General features: G+C 45.9%; 16 protein-coding genes. All 16 read left to right on the top strand.

All coding sequences use genetic code 11. The annotated features are described in order from the left end of the window. Positions 1-23 precede the first annotated feature (23 nt). The 16 genes from NSQ50_RS29055 to NSQ50_RS28980 all read left to right on the top strand — a co-directional run bounded on the left by NSQ50_RS29055 (position 24) and on the right by NSQ50_RS28980 (position 16,086). Positions 24-440, top strand: coding sequence for a F0F1 ATP synthase subunit epsilon (locus tag NSQ50_RS29055; RefSeq protein ID WP_036681559.1), 417 nt, complete (start codon positions 24-26; stop codon positions 438-440). Positions 441-635: 195 nt separating this feature from the next. Further along, on the top strand, positions 636-893 hold the full coding sequence (locus NSQ50_RS29050) for a DUF1146 family protein (RefSeq protein ID WP_036681556.1): 258 nt from the start codon (positions 636-638) through the stop codon (positions 891-893). A gap of 199 nt (positions 894-1,092) precedes the next feature. Beyond that, positions 1,093-2,469 carry a UDP-N-acetylglucosamine 1-carboxyvinyltransferase gene (gene murA / locus NSQ50_RS29045; RefSeq protein WP_036681554.1) on the top strand — a complete coding sequence of 459 codons (1,377 nt, stop codon included), beginning with the start codon at positions 1,093-1,095 and terminating at the stop codon, positions 2,467-2,469. Between the two features lie 216 nt (positions 2,470-2,685). Next, positions 2,686-3,828, top strand: a complete 1,143-nt coding sequence (spoIID, locus tag NSQ50_RS29040; RefSeq protein WP_036681553.1) for a stage II sporulation protein D — start codon at positions 2,686-2,688, stop codon at positions 3,826-3,828. A gap of 61 nt (positions 3,829-3,889) precedes the next feature. Further along, positions 3,890-4,633, top strand: coding sequence for a M23 family metallopeptidase (locus NSQ50_RS29035; RefSeq protein ID WP_036681550.1), 744 nt, complete (start codon positions 3,890-3,892; stop codon positions 4,631-4,633). A gap of 272 nt (positions 4,634-4,905) precedes the next feature. Then, a complete protein-coding gene (gene spoIIID / locus NSQ50_RS29030) occupies positions 4,906-5,193 on the top strand; it encodes a sporulation transcriptional regulator SpoIIID (protein ID WP_036681548.1) in 288 nt (95 codons plus the stop codon). A gap of 129 nt (positions 5,194-5,322) precedes the next feature. Then, positions 5,323-6,321 carry a rod shape-determining protein gene (locus NSQ50_RS29025; RefSeq protein WP_036681546.1) on the top strand — a complete coding sequence of 333 codons (999 nt, stop codon included), beginning with the start codon at positions 5,323-5,325 and terminating at the stop codon, positions 6,319-6,321. Positions 6,322-6,368: 47 nt separating this feature from the next. After that, positions 6,369-7,247, top strand: coding sequence for a flagellar hook-basal body protein (locus NSQ50_RS29020; RefSeq protein ID WP_036681543.1), 879 nt, complete (start codon positions 6,369-6,371; stop codon positions 7,245-7,247). 52 nt (positions 7,248-7,299) lie between these two features. Continuing rightward, positions 7,300-8,121 (top strand): flagellar hook-basal body protein, encoded by an 822-nt coding sequence (locus NSQ50_RS29015; RefSeq protein ID WP_036681540.1) that lies wholly within the window; start codon positions 7,300-7,302, stop codon positions 8,119-8,121. Between the two features lie 10 nt (positions 8,122-8,131). Then, positions 8,132-8,356 (top strand): DNA-directed RNA polymerase subunit beta, encoded by a 225-nt coding sequence (locus NSQ50_RS29010; RefSeq protein ID WP_036681538.1) that lies wholly within the window; start codon positions 8,132-8,134, stop codon positions 8,354-8,356. A 263-nt stretch (positions 8,357-8,619) separates the two neighbouring features. Then, on the top strand, positions 8,620-9,042 hold the full coding sequence (gene fabZ, locus NSQ50_RS29005) for a 3-hydroxyacyl-ACP dehydratase FabZ (protein ID WP_036681536.1): 423 nt from the start codon (positions 8,620-8,622) through the stop codon (positions 9,040-9,042). A gap of 42 nt (positions 9,043-9,084) precedes the next feature. Continuing rightward, positions 9,085-10,806 (top strand): phospho-sugar mutase, encoded by a 1,722-nt coding sequence (locus NSQ50_RS29000; RefSeq protein ID WP_036681534.1) that lies wholly within the window; start codon positions 9,085-9,087, stop codon positions 10,804-10,806. 128 nt (positions 10,807-10,934) lie between these two features. Further along, a complete protein-coding gene (locus NSQ50_RS28995; protein ID WP_036681532.1) occupies positions 10,935-12,971 on the top strand; it encodes a DUF5693 family protein in 2,037 nt (678 codons plus the stop codon). Next, a complete protein-coding gene (gene csaB / locus NSQ50_RS28990) occupies positions 12,947-14,080 on the top strand; it encodes a polysaccharide pyruvyl transferase CsaB (protein WP_036681529.1) in 1,134 nt (377 codons plus the stop codon). The genes NSQ50_RS28995 and csaB overlap by 25 nt, the downstream gene beginning before the upstream one ends. A gap of 6 nt (positions 14,081-14,086) precedes the next feature. Next, entirely contained in the window at positions 14,087-14,842 is a 756-nt protein-coding gene (locus NSQ50_RS28985; RefSeq protein ID WP_036681526.1) for a WecB/TagA/CpsF family glycosyltransferase, read from the top strand. Between the two features lie 116 nt (positions 14,843-14,958). After that, a complete protein-coding gene (locus tag NSQ50_RS28980; protein ID WP_036681523.1) occupies positions 14,959-16,086 on the top strand; it encodes a glycosyltransferase family 4 protein in 1,128 nt (375 codons plus the stop codon). Positions 16,087-16,103: the final 17 nt, after the last annotated feature.

Here is a 16,103-nt window from a genome sequence, read left to right as displayed (position 1 = left end):
TAAAGCTTTAAGGAGGAATGGAAGTGAATACCTTTTTGTTGGAAATTGTCACGCCGGAGCATCTCGTTTACTCCAAGCAAGTGAATAGCTTGATTGTAAGAGGGGTCGAAGGCGAGTTGGGTATTTTGCCGGGACACATTCCGCTTGTGACTCCACTTCAGGTTGCTCCGTTATCCGTCAAATCGGACGGTGTTACGATCTCCATCGCTGTTCATGGCGGGTTCGTTGAAGTGCATAAGGACAAAGTAACCGTGCTGGCTGAAAGTGCCGAGCTGCCAACAGATATCGATGTTGAGCGCGCCGAAGCGGCTAGAGAACGGGCTCAGCGCCGTCTCCAGACTCGGAGCAAACAAGATGATATCGATCACCGCCGTGCGGAATTGGCGCTGCAACGCGCTGTTACACGGATTAAAGTGTCCACTGGAAAAGGACAACAATAGGAAAAAAGCAGTCAAGCCTTATGGTTTGACTGCTTTTTTTTTATAGTAATCTATTGAAAAAGGTTAAAATTCCTTCATTATTTTGGATAATGGCGCTGAATTGTTTAAAAATTTGTAAAAGTACTGGATTCTTTTGCCCTTCACAAGTATGATATAAGAGTCGATTTCCGAGTAATACGAACACGGAGGGTTAGCATGGAGGATATATTGTCGGGTGGGTTGTCTAGTGCAGTTGGAACCAGCAGTATGGTCTCAATGATTGTATCTTTGCTCAGTGTTGTATTATCTTGGTGGGCATTGCAGAACCTTAAGCTCGATTTGGTCATAAGATATCCCAAGAGTCCTCAGGGAAGGCTGCTGCACTTGCTGTTGGCCATTGTACTTGGTCGTTTTGTAGCGGGGTTCTTCCTGGATTACCTGAGCTGGAGTGGGATGATCCGATATATGTTTTAAGGGGATGTAGTTTGGTTATAAGTGTCTTAGGTCGCAGTGGTCAAAAGGTGTCGAATAATAAGGTTTTATTATGTCAACACTGAACTTTAAGGAACATGCCCGAGTAAATGGGCGTATTGATGGAGTAGAGAACTTTTTTGCAATTACTTTAATCTAAAAAAATAATTTAAGAAATAATGGACGCGGAGGGAAACCGAAAATGAGCAAATTTATCGTCCGCGGTGGCAACAGATTGACCGGGAGCGTGAAAGTTAGCGGCGCAAAAAATTCCGTATTACCGATCATAGCCGCCTCTCTATTGGCAGAAGAAGGAGTAAGCGTCATTGTAGACGCACCTCCGCTTGATGATGTGATGACGATATCAAAAATGTTGGAATCTCTGGGTGCAGGGGTTACATATCAGAACGATATTATCCAGGTGGATGCTACAAACATCACTTCCTGTGAAGCACCTTATGAATGGGTTCGAAAAATGCGGGCGTCTTTTTTAGTCATGGGCCCACTGTTATCTAGACTTGGTCAGACAAGAATTTCCCTGCCAGGCGGCTGTGCCATTGGTACACGACCGATTGATCAGCATTTGAAAGGGTTTGAAGCACTGGGTGCGGAGATTAGTCTCGGCCAGGGCTACATTGAAGCGAAAAGCAACGGACGCCTGCGCGGTGCCAAAGTGTATTTGGATGTAGCAAGCGTAGGTGCGACCGAAAATATAATGATGGCAGCTACACTAGCTGAAGGCGTGACCGTTATCGAGAATGCGGCTAAGGAGCCTGAGATTGTAGACCTAGCTAATTACTTGAATGGTATGGGCGCTATCGTGCGTGGTGCGGGAACAGGCGTTATTCGTATTGAAGGGGTAGAACGTCTGCATGGGGTCAAACATCATGTAATCCCTGACCGTATCGAAGCAGGTACGTACATGGCGGCTGCAGCAATTACCGGTGGCGATGTATATGTGGAAGGCGCAATTGCAGATCACTTAGGTCCTGTTATTGCTAAGATGGAAGAAATGGGTGTAACCATTATTCCCGACGAGAACGGTATTCGTGTAATCAGTGACAAGCCTCTCAAAGCTGTTGATTTGAAGACTTTGCCGTATCCAGGTTTTCCTACGGATATGCAGTCGCAAATGATGGCATTATTGCTGCGTTCTGAAGGTACCAGTGTCGTTACAGAAACCGTATTTGAGAACCGGTTTATGCATGTGGATGAATTCCACAACATGAACGCTGAGATTAAGATCGAAGGTCGCTCGGCGATCGTTACAGGTAATGCACAATTGGTCGGAGCTAAGGTTTGTGCTACGGATCTGCGTGCGGGAGCTGCGCTTATTTTGGCAGGTCTGGTTGCTGAAGGCACTACTGAAGTAAGCGGAACTCATCATATTGACCGCGGGTATGTTCATTTGGCTGAGAAGTTGTCCGGACTGGGTGCGGAAATTTGGCGCATTTCCATGGAGGATACTTCAGCGCAAACCGTGAAGGATGAAGTTCTTAAACCGGAAGTATCCAAGAGTGAATCGACTAAAACCGAAGAGGTTAAACCACGCTTTCAGGTTCAACCAACTTGGGTATAATATCACTCATTAGGAGAGACCAGGCTGCAGATTGCAGCTTGGTCTTTTTTTATGGAATCCTCATCTGATGGGGATTTTTTTGTGCGCAATTTAATAGCCTGCGGTCTAGTAATAGATTGAGGACAGGAACTCTCTTTCTCTCAAATTGTGTTCTAGCAGTTGCTGTAATTTCATATCTATAAGAATCACCAGTGATTCACGGAAGGAGCCATAGAGATGAAAGATTTCCGCTACTTGCGAAGAAACAAGACAACGCGCTGGCATTCGCGTCCCCTTGCTCCCCGGCGCAGGCGACTCATTCCCGTCGCCTGGCTCGCAGCGCCTTTCCTGGCGGCGCTGCTGATTCCGCTGGCGGTTGTCCCGCTACACCGGGGACAACCGGCGCCTGTGGCCGTGCCGGCGGTCACGGCCCCTCCGGCGGCGCCGGAGACGGCTGCGCAGGAAGCGCCGCAGCCGAACGTCTCTGTCTATTTGTCGCACAGCGGACAAATAGAGACATTGCCGCTGGAGGACTACGTCCGCGGCGTGCTAGCGGCCGAGATGCCGGCCGACTTTGAGCTTGAAGCGCTCAAAGCGCAGGCCGTAGCGGCCCGCACCTTTATCATGCGCCGCCTGGTGGCTGGCGACAGAAGCGGCGTACCCGTTCCGGAGGCGGATGTAACCGATACGGTAAGCCATCAGGCTTACATATCTAAGGACACGCTGGAACGGCAATGGAAGCTCGGCGGAAGAAGCGCCGACCTCGCAAAGCTGCAGCGCGCGGTCCTTGAGACGCGCGGAGTGATTATGACTTATAAAGGGCAGCCGATAACGGCCTCCTTTTTCGCCTCCAGTGGAGGATATACTGAGAACTCAGAAGAGTATTGGAATGCAGCGATTCCCTATCTGCGCAGTGTGACGAGTCCTTGGGAGAAAGAGATTACCCCAAACTATGCGGTGACTAACACTTTTACTGTTGCTGAGATACTTACTAGATTGGGTCTAGACGATAAAGTCATTCCTGCCTCCAAAGAAACTACTAATTCAGGAACTACAACGAAGATTTCATCATCTTCGAGATTACCTATGGAAGTGTTGTCTCTTACCACTGGACATCGGATTAAAGAGATCTCAATTGGAGGCTCTATATTTACTGGACGTGAAGTGAGGGAGAAGCTAGGCCTACGATCCAGCCAATTCAGTTGGAGCCGTAAGGGGAATAAGATCTTGATCACGACCTTCGGAAATGGGCATGGGGTAGGGATGAGTCAGTGGGGGGCAAATGGGATGGCCAAAGAGGGTGGAACAGCTACCCAAATTCTCAAACACTATTATAGTGGTATCTCATTTACACAAATCTCAACTCTTCTGAAAAAATAACTTGAAAGATACGTATAAAAGAGAAAAGCCCGGTAACACTGGTTACTGAGGTGATAACCATATGAATGAACAAGACAAAAACAAAACAAACCAAGATGAATCTCTCAAAAAAACTCAGGGAGATTTACCTGGTGCAAAACCTTCTTCATGGAACAGACTGGTATCTAAACGTTGGGTATTCCCAGCAGTCTACACGGCGGCAGCGGCAATTATACTAACCTTGGTGTGGGTCTATCAGGATGCCGGCCAAAAGCCGCTCAACCAGGACACTGCCGCCACTTCGCAGCAAGTAGGAACTTCCGCTAATGAAGCTGGTACAACAACCGGAGGTCCAGATGCACTTGAAGTTGTTGCTTCAACGGAAAGTATGACTTGGCCAGTAGCTAATCCAGGTGAAGTAGAAGTAGTTAAGCCGTATTATGATGAGAATGGTACAGAGGACAATCACGTTGCCGCTATGGTGCAATATAACGACAAATTTATTCCTAATGTCGGAATCGATATTGCCCGTGAAGACAACAATACGTTCGATGTCAAAGCAGCGCTCAGCGGTGAAGTGACCAGAGTGGAAGATGTTGCGGTATTAGGTAAAGTGATTGAAATTACCCATCAAGGTAATTTGAAGACTGTATACCAAAGTCTTGGTGAAACAAAAGTTAAACAAGGCGATGTAGTGAAGCAAGGAGATACTCTTGCTACAGCTGGTCGCAGTGAGATCGAAAAGAACCTTGGAAATCATGTACACTTTGAAGTGTACGAAGATGGCAAAGTAGTCAATCCATCGGATTTACTGCCACAGCGATAAAAATTTCTATAGCAGGGGGCGAAAGCCCCCTATTTTTTTGTGTATATAGGGATTTTTAAGGTTATGTTTGTGATGAGCCTTTTGTTTACGCGGGAAACGGTTGTTGACCTAAAGGGACAGCGACGGCTTTTCATCATGCTAATAACACGGGTTATTAGGTTGTCCATTAAATAAAATGAGCCCTCCATAGCTTGTCATGTCTTGAAAGCGCGAATATATAAGCCCGCCCCTCATATAATGTACCAAACTATCCACAGTTGGGAGGCGGGAGCGTGCACGATTACATCAAGGAACGTACGATCAAAATCGGACGCTGCATCGTGGAAACCAGGCATACGGTCCGGACCATAGCCAAGGAATTTGGCGTTTCAAAGAGCACGGTGCATAAAGATTTAACTGAGCGTCTGCCAGAGATCAACCCTGATCTGGCCGATCAGGTGAAGCACATTCTCGAATATCACAAGTCCATCCGACATCTTCGGGGGGGAGAAGCCACAAAAATCAAATATAAAAAATCGACGGGGAAAAAACGTGAGGTTGCTGTAGCATCAAAGCCATGAGATTTTCGGAAATTTAAGGAAATATTCAGCTTTAATACATTGTGTACTTCCCCTAAAGTATGGTATTTTTAAATTTAGTACTAACTGCTGTTTTTTCAATTAAAATAACACTTTGGGGGCTCTTTCATTATGTTTAGCAAGGATATCGGAATCGACCTCGGCACGGCCAATGTGCTCATACATGTTAAGGGAAGGGGAGTCGTTCTGGATGAACCTTCCGTGGTCACACTTGAAAGTGATACGAAGAGAGTCCTTGCGGTGGGAGAACAGGCACGTCGCATGGTTGGACGTACACCTGGAAATATTATAACAATCCGTCCTCTCCGGGATGGTGTCATTGCAGATTTTGAAATCACAGAAATGATGCTTAAGTATTTTATCGACCGCGTTGGCGGCCGGTCCTGGTACGCACGGCCCCGTATTCTGATTTGCGCCCCTACAAATATTACATCTGTGGAACAGAAGTCCATACGGGAAGCGGCGGAGCGGAGCGGGGCTAAGGAAGTTTTTATGGAGGAAGAGCCAAAAGCCGCTGCAATCGGAGCGGGAATGGATATTTATCAGCCTAGTGGGAACATGGTCGTCGATATCGGTGGCGGAACGACGGATGTAGCCGTACTTTCTATGGGCGACGTCGTTACCGCTTCTTCGATTAAAGTCGCAGGAGACAAGTTCGATGAGGCCATTTTAAGATATATTAAACAAAAGTATAAGCTGTTAATCGGCGAACGTACGGCAGAGGATATTAAGGTTACAATTGGCACCGTGCGTCCAGGCCTGATGCAGGCTGAAATGGATATTCGTGGTCGTGATATGGTAAGTGGACTCCCTCAGACGCTCACTATTACTTCAGGCGAGGTAAAAGAAGCACTATGGGATCCGGTTTCTTCTATTGTGGCAGCTGCTAAGTCCGTTCTGGAACGTACACCGCCTGAGCTATCCGCAGATATTATTGACCGGGGTGTTGTTCTAACTGGTGGTGGCGCTTTACTTAATGGATTGGACGAGCTCCTCTCGGAAGAATTACATGTTCCGGTGTGGATAGCGGAAGACCCGATGCATTGTGTAGTTAAGGGAACAGGAATAATGCTGGATAATTTGGACAAGGTCGTTAAGAAAAAGTTCTAAGCAGCCGATATAAAAGGTAGCAAAAGATTCGGAAGGGGACTACCTTCATGATAAGAGGATTATATACAGCCGCTGCAGGTATGGTTACACAGCAGCGTAGACATGATACGGCAACACAGAACATCGCTAACTTGAATACAACGGGGTACAAGCAGGTTGACAGTGTCAATCATGCTTTTCCGGATGTATTGATCTCTGCTATGAGTAATGGCAATACCAAGCCAGTGGGGCGTCTTAACACTGGGGTTTTTGCAGAACAGTCGATATCCCAATATTTACAGGGTGATTTAAGGGAGAGCGGCAAGACCATGGATTTTGCTTTATCTACGGATTTGCAAGTAGCTGATCCTGTGACAGGTCAAAATATCTCCTTTGATGGTTCGGGCAAATATGTAAGCCCTGAGGGTGAGGTTGTTTATCGTCCACAGGCCTTCTTTACTGTACAGGATGCTGAAGGGAATAATCTGTATACGCGAAATGGGAGCTTCTCAATAAACGCGGCTACAGGAGAGGTACTGAGCAGTGGTGGCTTCAAGGTTCTTGATTCCACAGGCAAGCCCCTTGTCTTGACAGGAAATCAGGACACCCTTAAAGTGGACGGGCAGGGTAATTTGCTTAATCCAGTAACAGGACTTCCGACAGGGACCAAGCTTGGTGTGAGTGTAGTAACAAAGCCACAGGAGCTTGTACGTGACGGTAATGGTGTATTTCACGCTGATGATGTAGAGGCGGCAGATATCCGTTTCTCTATCGGAACAGATAACATGCAAGTACGCCAAGGTTACTTGGAAAGCTCCAATGTAGATCCTACTCAGGTTACTGTGGATTTGAATGCCGCCTATCGGGCTTATGAAGCGAACCAGAAGATTGTTCAATATTATGATGGCAGCTTGCAGAAGGCTGTAAGTGAAGTTGGCAGGGTTTAGGCAGTGCTTAGGAAATGAGCTTTACAGGTAGAGCTTATAGGAGGTTTGATCTATGAACAACTCAACGATTAGTGCAGCAGTCTCCATGTCGAGCCTTCAGCAGCGGCTTGATATTATAGCGGATAATCTAGCCAACATGGATACCAATGGTTATAAGAGCAAGCAGGGCTCTTTTGAGGACGTGCTGACTCGTGTACAACAGCAATCGGATGATTATGACCAACCGGGCCGTTCTACACCCCTAGGCTTTAATATGGGTTTTGGGACTTATGTGCCTTCGATCTCAACGAATTGGGAAGAGGGTCCCCTTAAAGAAACAGGGAGTCCGACCGACTTAGCCATTCAGGGCAACGGGCTTTTTGGTGTTCAGGTCAATGGTACTACGGCGTACACACGTCAGGGTGATTTTCACTTTATTCCTGACACGACTGATGCCAAGATGATGGTATTGGTTGATAACACAGGAAACTCCGTTTTAAATACAGAGGGCAAACCTCTAACGGTTCCTGTAGGTGTGAATGCTGCTATCGATGAATCCGGTCGTGTGTTAACGAAAAAGACGGAGAATGGACCTGTTCAGGTAGCGGGTACTATAATGATAGTAGAACCTAAGACACAGAATGTCTTAAAGGCTGTCGACGGGAATTTCTATATGCTTGCAGATGGAGTTACAGCACAGCAGGCTTTTGTACAAAGAGCGGCAGGCGAGGCATCTGGAATTGGAGTGCGCTCAGGATGGCTGGAGCAGTCGAATGTCGATATGACCTCAGAAATGACAGAAATGATGCAGATTCAACGCACGTATCAACTCGTAGCTCGGGCACTTTCGTCCAGTGATCAGATGTTTGGTCTAGCCAATAACATGCGCGCGTAGAGGTGAAGGAATGGATCGACAGGAAAAAGTTAAATCGGAAGAGAAGAAAGAACCCTCTCCACGAGGGATCTCCAAATGGACCATGATACAATGGGTTCTTATTCCCTTGCTTCTCGTAGCTGCACTTGGAGGCGGCCTGGCCGTCGGTTACGTTGTCCTGGGTAAGAAAGAGTTAAGCGATGCTCTGCAGTGGAGCACGTGGAGACATGTATATGATTTGGTTTTTGCTCCATAAATGAAGATGATTTAACCACTCCCTTGTTATACAAGGGAGTTTTCTTTTTTATGCTGAAAAATGTATAATGGTGGGGGGCCTCGGGCAGCAAAAAGGGCCCTCTCCGCCATGCTGCCGCATCCGGTGGAGAAAGCCCCTTATCTCAACCTCCACTTCTGCAGTTGGTGAAGGATAAATATAGTTTTTACCGAACCTGCCTAATTTTATGCATTTCGGCAAAGAATAAAAGAAAATGTGCAACATCCGAAAGGAGTTTTGTCATAATGCTGGATATCAACCAAATTCAAGAAATCATCCCCCATCGGCCTCCATTTCTGCTGGTGGACAAAATTATCGAGATTGAAATGGGCAAAAAAGCTGTAGGAATCAAAAATGTAACGATCAATGAACCGTTCTTTGTAGGTCACTTTCCGGGCTATCCGGTAATGCCGGGTGTACTGATTACAGAAGCCCTTGCACAAGTGGGTGCGGTTGCTATCCTGGGAGTAGAGGCTAATCGCGGCCGAATCGGTTTTTTAGCTGGGCTGGACGGATTCCGTTTCCGTGGTCAAGTGGTACCGGGCGATACACTTACTCTTGAAGTAGAGATCACCCGTCTTAAGGGCAGCATCGGAAAAGGACAAGCTACTGCTTCCGTTGAAGGTAAGGTTGTAGCCTCTGGAGAAATTATGTTTGCTCTGAGCTAAATATTTTATTTTTTTATAAATATATCTAAAGGAGAGATTCATATGACTCAATTAAGTGCAAAAGCGGCAGACACATTATCCCGCTGGTTGCAGGACCCTTCTGTTGACGAGGCTACAAAGGCAGAGCTTCGCGCTCTGGAGAATGAGCCACAGGAGCTTGAAGAGCGTTTTTACAGAGACTTAGAGTTTGGTACAGGCGGCTTGCGTGGGGTTATTGGTGCGGGCAGCAATCGTATCAATCGTTATACTGTTGGCAGAGCTACACAAGGCTTCGCTAATTATATTCTAGAAAAGCATACTGGAGAAGGCAGACCTTCGGTTGTTATCGCGCATGACTCTCGCCGCTTCTCGCCTGAATTCACACTTGAGGCTGCTCTCGTACTGGCTGCTAATGGTATCGAGGCGCATTTGTTTACTTCCCTTCGTTCAACACCACAGCTGTCATTCAGTGTGCGTTATTTGAAAGCAACGGGTGGTATTGTAATCACCGCGAGCCATAACCCTCCTGAATACAATGGTTATAAGGTCTATAATTCGGAAGGCGGACAGCTTGTACCACACGAAGCCGAAAAGGTCATTTCTTACATATTAGAGGTTGACACTTTTGATGGTGTGAAGCGGATTTCGCAAGAAGAAGCTGAAGCTCAAGGACTGTTGCACTGGCTAGGAGAGAAGGATGACGAAGCGTTTACCGATACTGTTGCTGCGGTCAGTCTTGCAAGTGAAGAGATTGCCTCTACGCTTGGAAAAGACTTCAAAATCGTATACACTCCGCTGCATGGTACAGGTAATTTGCCAGTCCGCCGTGTACTTGAGAAAATCGGCTTCACCCAGGTGCATGTTGTACCTGAGCAAGAGCAGCCGGATTCTGAATTCTCTACAGTGAAATCTCCGAACCCGGAGGAACGTGAAGCTTTTACGCTGGCTATGAAGCTGGGCGAAGAGTTGAATGCTGACCTTTTGATTGGTACAGATCCTGATGCAGACCGTATGGGTGCGGTAGTTCGCGACAATGAAGGTAAATTTGTTGTTCTGTCCGGCAATCAATCCGGAGCACTGATGATTCATTACTATTTGAGTCGTTTGCAGGAACAAGGAAAGCTGCCTCGCAATGGTGCGGTTGTAAAGACTATCGTTACTAGCGAAATGGGGGCTGCTGTAGCTTCTCATTATGGTGCAACTGTATTTAATACGCTGACTGGCTTCAAATATATTGGAGAAAAGATGACGCAGTTCGAACAATCCGGAGAATACACATATCTTTTCGGATATGAAGAAAGCTATGGTTATCTTGCAGGCAATTATGCTCGTGATAAGGATGCTGTTCTTGCTGCTATGCTTATCGCTGAAGCAGGTGCTTATTATAAAGCTCAAGGCAAAACATTATATGATGTTCTTCAGGAATTGTACGAGCAGTTCGGATACTTCTTGGAAAGCTTGGAGTCCCGTACGCTGAAAGGCAAAGATGGCGTTGCGCAAATTCAAGGAATCATGAATGATTGGCGTTCTAATGCACCACAAGAAATTGCTGGATCTGCCGTAACAGAAATTCAGGATTATTCTCTGGGCTTAAATGGACTGCCGAAGGAAAATGTACTGAAGTATTTGCTGGCTGACGGATCTTGGTTCTGCCTGCGCCCTTCCGGCACAGAGCCTAAGATTAAGGTTTATTTTGCAGTAGTGGGTGACTCCCTGCAGAATGCTAAGGATAAGGTTGCTGCACTGTCGAAACAGGTTATGGCTCGCGTTGACGGGGGACAATAATAAATATAGAGTGCCTTCTATATTGTGAATTATATTTTATGTAGAAACGGGTACCGTCTCTAAAAGGATGACGATCCGTTTCTACTTTTGTTAAAAGAGTTTTTAAAGCGAAAGAGGAGGTACTTTTGGTGCGGCAAAAATGGCAACGTTGGAATATTACTTCCCGAAAGTGGCTGTGGATCATAGTTGTGGTTGGCGTTATAGCAGCCTTGCCTGTGGTCTATGATCGACTGCAGACGGAGAAGTCTTCCAAGACAGTAGAATTTGTATTTGATTATCGTGATCTGGTTGATGTAGCCAGCTATCGTGCAAATCCACAAGATTATATTTCCGAGCAGTTAGATCGCCTTAAAGACGCGGGTGTTCAGAGTATGGCGATTTACGAAAGCACATTGGAAGATTATCGTAAGGCGCGTCGTCTGATGATATGGGGTGCGGCTGATATAGCTAATCTTACGGACACGATCATTCCTGAAAATGAGAACTATACCTATATTCTTTTTACCAGTGCTGATTACAGCGATACTTTAGCGCCTGTAATTAAAGAAGCATTTAGTAATCTTGGGATTAATTCAAGAGACTGGAGTTTCCGCGGACAGCAGGGTCTTATCATTGAGACCCCGCTAGAAGATGCTACATTGAAGCCGCTCCAGCCCGATCCATTTACATTGGAGATGCTGCACAACAAGGGATTCAGTATTGTACCTCGTCTTGTGGATTCTCTGACTTATAATGAAGCCACGGTAAAGAAGCTGTTGGATCGTTATGAGGAATTGGGTGTTAAACGGATTCTATTTGAAGGTGAGTCTGTTAAAGGGTTTAATGATGATGCCGATACTGGCAGTATCACTGACTTTGCTAATCTCCTTAAGGAACGTGGAATGGGGATTGCAGCAATTGAGAATATTAAGAAACAGCAAAAGGGCTTTAACAGGCTCGCTTATTTGCTGGATTATAATGTGACGCGTTTATATTCCCTTAGTGAGGGTGATTCTGCTTTAGATCCAAAAGTGATTTCGGACCGTTTCGCTCTGGCAACAAAGGATCGGAATATCCGCATGATCTACTTAAACACGATTCCTGCAAGAAATACTGCTAAGGCACAGGTAACAGATACATTAGATAATCTTATTACCAGCCTAAGCGAACCAGGCGGAGCTGTTGAGCAGATTGAAGATAATGGATTTAAGTTGGGACAAGCTACGGCATTTGAGGTTGTAGATTCCTCTTATCAACGTTACTTTAAGTTAGTTGCGGTGGTTGGAGCAGTGTCTTTAGTGGCTCTGCTGGTCTCTTACTTCATTCCACAGCTCACGCTTGCTGCCTGGGTGTTAGGTCTGATTGGAAGTGCAGGCCTGATGCTAGTGAAGCCTGAAATGTTTGAACAAGCGCTCGCGCTTGCCGCTGCGATAAGTGCACCAACGCTTGCCGTTGTGCTTGCCATTCGTAAGGTTAATGAAATGGGGCCACCTCTACGGAGCAATCCCCTTACCTATAAGGCTATGAGCCCGCAACGCCGGTTTACACATAGCTTAGTGCTTTATTTTAAGACTTCACTGATCTCTTTGAGCGCTGTGCCGTTTATGATAGCACTGCTTAATAATGTTACTTATAGCCTGGTTCTCAACCAGTTCCGTGGTGTCAGTCTGCTTCATATGGCGCCTATCGGTCTTGTGGCACTTTACGTACTTTTGTATCGCGGGGATTTTGTCTTTAACAAGACAGGTAAGCTGCTGCGGACACCAATCACATTTGCGATGATTATCATTGCCTTTGTTTTGGCGGTTGTTGGCTATTATTACATGACCCGTACAGGTAACGGTGGCAGTGTGAGTCCGCTGGAAATGGTTTTACGTACCTTCTTGGAAAATACGGTTGGCGTTCGACCGCGTAATAAAGAGTTTTTGCTAGCGCATCCGTTATTAATTCTTGGTGCATTCTTGGCCTTTAGATACCGGAATGCAGCGTTTATCATGATTATTGCTGTAATCGGTCAGCTCTCCATGGTGGATACCTTTGCACATATTCACTCGCCAGTTCTGATCTCGCTCATTCGTGGCTTGCTCGGTCTTGGATTAGGACTGATCATTGGTGTGATTGCCGTAATCGTATGGCAAATTGCAGAAGGGTGTTGGAAACGATGGTCGCCACTCCTAAAAAGATAGTTATTTCCGGTTATTACGGTTTCCATAACAGCGGGGATGAGGCGGTACTGCAATCTATATTGATTGCACTGCAACAACATTCTCAAGCTGCAGGTATAGAGATCGAACCCATTGTCTTGTCCATCGATCCTGAGTGGACTAGCGCCACATATGGAGTGAAATCTGTGCACCGGATGAAGCTGGTTGAAGTCCGTCAAGCTATTTATGAGAGTTCTGGTCTGATCAGCGGTGGAGGTAGCTTGCTGCAAGATGTAACAGGAAGCAAGAGTATTCCTTACTATTTAGGTATTATCAAGCTTGCGCAGTGGATGGGTAAACCGACCTTTATTTATGCTCAAGGAATCGGACCTGTGAATCGTAAGCTTTTCCACCCATTAATCAAATCAGTGTTTCGCAAATGTACCTATATCTCTGTGCGGGATGAACAATCCCGCGAGCTTTTACTTTCTATGGGATTAGAACAGAAGAACATAGAGGTTGTTCCTGACCCGGTGATGGGCTTATCTTTACCTGATGATACTGATGCTGCTGAATTACCAGAGTCTTCAGATTCACTTCCGGTAGTAGGTATTTCGGTACGTTATTGGGAACAAGATCGCAAGGAGCTGGACGCTCTTGCTCAAGGCTTGATTAAGGCGAATCTTGAGAAACCATTGCATTTAAGATTCCTTCCGTTTCATCTTCCATCGGATATTGAAGCCTCACGTTATGTGATGGAGAAGCTGGAAGAAAATATAAGCCAGCATGGGGGGCAGGTCAGTATTTGTGAAGATGCCAGTCATCCGCAACACATGCTGCGGGAAGTAGGGCAATGTGAAGTGCTGATCGGAATGCGTCTTCATAGCCTGATTTATGCCGCAGGGCGGCGAGTTCCGCTGATTGGTATCTCTTATGATCCGAAAATTGATCATTTTCTAGACAGAGTTCGGTGTCAGCCTGTGGGCACGACCCAATCATTAGATGCTGGACAAGTTGCTGCTGAGATAGGCCATCTTTTGGAAACAACAGAGGGATGGAGAAATGAGCGGGAGACGATCCTCTCCTCGTTGATTCAAGAAGCAGGGGCTCCAGCACGGCAAATCGTAGAATATTTCCACCATAAAGGATGATCTAAAGTGAAAGCAGAAAGCGCGGTACCTACAGTTCCTATTTTTGGGATTAGAGTCTCCAAGGTGGATATGGCAGCAACTGTTGCTTATTTGACAGAGGCGGTTCATACCCGTATCCCGCATCAAGTGATTACAGCTAATCCGATTATGGTTATGGCTGCTTTGGAAGATCCAGCTTATATGGAGATAATGAAGTCAGCTGAATTGGTTGTCCCAGATGGAACCGGTGTGGTATGGGCTGCTAATTATTGTAAGGAGCCTGTAACCGAACGGGTAGCTGGGTTTGACCTGTTACATGAATTGATGCAACAGGGTGAAAGATATGGATGGAAGGTATATCTCCTTGGTTCTACACCTGAGGTGATTCAGGAAACCGCTGAAAGGTTACAATTGCAATATCCGCGTGTTATTATTGCAGGATATCATGACGGTTATTTTGGTCCGGAATCGGACGATGAAATTATTGCTGGAATTGTTAAAACCAATCCTGACTTATTATTTGTGGCCAGAGGCGCGGATAGTCAGGAACCATGGATTGCAAAACACAAATCCAAGTTAGGTGTTCCGATCATGATGGGGGTCGGCGGCAGCTTTGATGTAATTTCTGGCAAGAGCAAGAGAGCGCCAAAAGTTTTCCAAAAAATGAGAATTGAATGGTTGTACCGTTTATTAAAAGAGCCTACGCGGTACAAAAGAATGCTTGCGTTGCCGAAATTCGCATTAAAAGTGGTGCGTGAGAAAGATAAAGTAACAAAAGTCTAGTCAAATGCCGATATTCACCTTGAAAATCAGATGAATAGCCTAAAAAAGGGATTGGAATTTGTTTTTGTAACAGCGTATAATTCAATGCGGTAGAGAAATGGGGGTCGACTGATCAAATGTTAATCATATACATCGCTGGATTTATCGTATGCATGGGACTCGCACTTGGCCTCACACCTTTGGTGAAGAAATTCGCCATTAAGATTGGTGCGACAGATGTGCCGAATGCTCGTAAAGTGCACACGAAAATTATGCCCCGCCTTGGCGGATTAGCTATTTTTCTGGCGTTTGTGTTAGGCCTGCTTGCCGTATTGCCGATTATTCCATATGAGTTCACTCCGCGGGAGGCCAACTTCATCAAAGCGCTGCTGTGTGGCGGCGGACTGATTGTACTTATCGGAGGTTTGGATGACCGATTTGAATTATCAGCAAAGTTGAAGCTGCTGGGCCAAATTGTTGCAGCATGTATTGTAGTTTTCGGTTTTGGTATTACTGTAGATTTTGTGAATATTCCATTTAACAATACGTATTCTTCATTGGAAAGCTGGATTGCTATCCCGCTTACGATTTTCTGGATTGTTGGTGTCACCAATGCTGTTAACCTGATTGACGGGTTGGACGGGCTTGCTGCTGGTGTATCAGGGATTGCGATTGCTACGATTGCGGTAATGGCTTTCTTGATGGGTAACACGATGGTTGCCATGTTATGCCTGTTGCTTCTGGGTAGCATAATCGGATTCTTGTTCTTCAACTTCCATCCCGCCAAGATTTTTATGGGGGATACGGGATCGCTGTTCTTAGGCTTCTGCTTAGCTTTACTTGCTTTGCTAGGGTTTAAACAGATTGCCGTGGTTTCGTTTATTACACCTTTGCTTATTATTGGTGTACCGTTGTCGGACACGTTCTTTGCGATCGTGCGCCGTAAGCTGCAGAAGAAACCAATCTTTGCACCAGATAAAGGTCACTTGCATCATTGCCTTCGCGAGCTAGGCTTTAGTCATCGTCAGACTGTGCTCATTATTTATGGTATTGCTGCATTTTTCGGAGTTTTAGCTGTTATTCAATCCTCTGCCGCTCTTTACGAGGCGAACTGGGTTACCTTTGTAGTCATCTGCATCATGCTCTTCTTCTTGCAGATCGGTGCGGAAGTTACAGGTTTGATCGGTAAGACTAAACGTCCGCTGATTGATTTCTTTTTAAGAATTCGTATGAAGGCTAATCCGGAAAGAGGTTCCAAATCTTAATTTATTAATGGTATTAT

This window comes from Paenibacillus sp. FSL R10-2788 (assembly GCF_038003885.1).
In the GTDB taxonomy this organism is placed as follows: Bacteria; Bacillota; Bacilli; order Paenibacillales; family Paenibacillaceae; genus Paenibacillus_AQ; species Paenibacillus_AQ odorifer.
This window is presented reverse-complemented; position numbering and strand designations above follow the sequence as displayed.

What these genes read in the sequence shown, in the direction of transcription:
- NSQ50_RS29050 (WP_036681556.1), top strand. Translation starts at nt 636, where the DNA reads ATGGAGGATATATTGTCGGGTGGGTTGTCTAGTGCAGTTGGAACCAGC.
- murA (WP_036681554.1), top strand. Translation starts at nt 1,093, where the DNA reads ATGAGCAAATTTATCGTCCGCGGTGGCAACAGATTGACCGGGAGCGTG.
- spoIID (WP_036681553.1), top strand. Translation starts at nt 2,686, where the DNA reads ATGAAAGATTTCCGCTACTTGCGAAGAAACAAGACAACGCGCTGGCAT.
- NSQ50_RS29035 (WP_036681550.1), top strand. Translation starts at nt 3,890, where the DNA reads ATGAATGAACAAGACAAAAACAAAACAAACCAAGATGAATCTCTCAAA.
- NSQ50_RS29025 (WP_036681546.1), top strand. Translation starts at nt 5,323, where the DNA reads ATGTTTAGCAAGGATATCGGAATCGACCTCGGCACGGCCAATGTGCTC.
- NSQ50_RS29020 (WP_036681543.1), top strand. Translation starts at nt 6,369, where the DNA reads ATGATAAGAGGATTATATACAGCCGCTGCAGGTATGGTTACACAGCAG.
- NSQ50_RS29015 (WP_036681540.1), top strand. Translation starts at nt 7,300, where the DNA reads ATGAACAACTCAACGATTAGTGCAGCAGTCTCCATGTCGAGCCTTCAG.
- NSQ50_RS29010 (WP_036681538.1), top strand. Translation starts at nt 8,132, where the DNA reads ATGGATCGACAGGAAAAAGTTAAATCGGAAGAGAAGAAAGAACCCTCT.
- fabZ (WP_036681536.1), top strand. Translation starts at nt 8,620, where the DNA reads ATGCTGGATATCAACCAAATTCAAGAAATCATCCCCCATCGGCCTCCA.
- NSQ50_RS29000 (WP_036681534.1), top strand. Translation starts at nt 9,085, where the DNA reads ATGACTCAATTAAGTGCAAAAGCGGCAGACACATTATCCCGCTGGTTG.
- csaB (WP_036681529.1), top strand. Translation starts at nt 12,947, where the DNA reads ATGGTCGCCACTCCTAAAAAGATAGTTATTTCCGGTTATTACGGTTTC.
- NSQ50_RS28980 (WP_036681523.1), top strand. Translation starts at nt 14,959, where the DNA reads ATGTTAATCATATACATCGCTGGATTTATCGTATGCATGGGACTCGCA.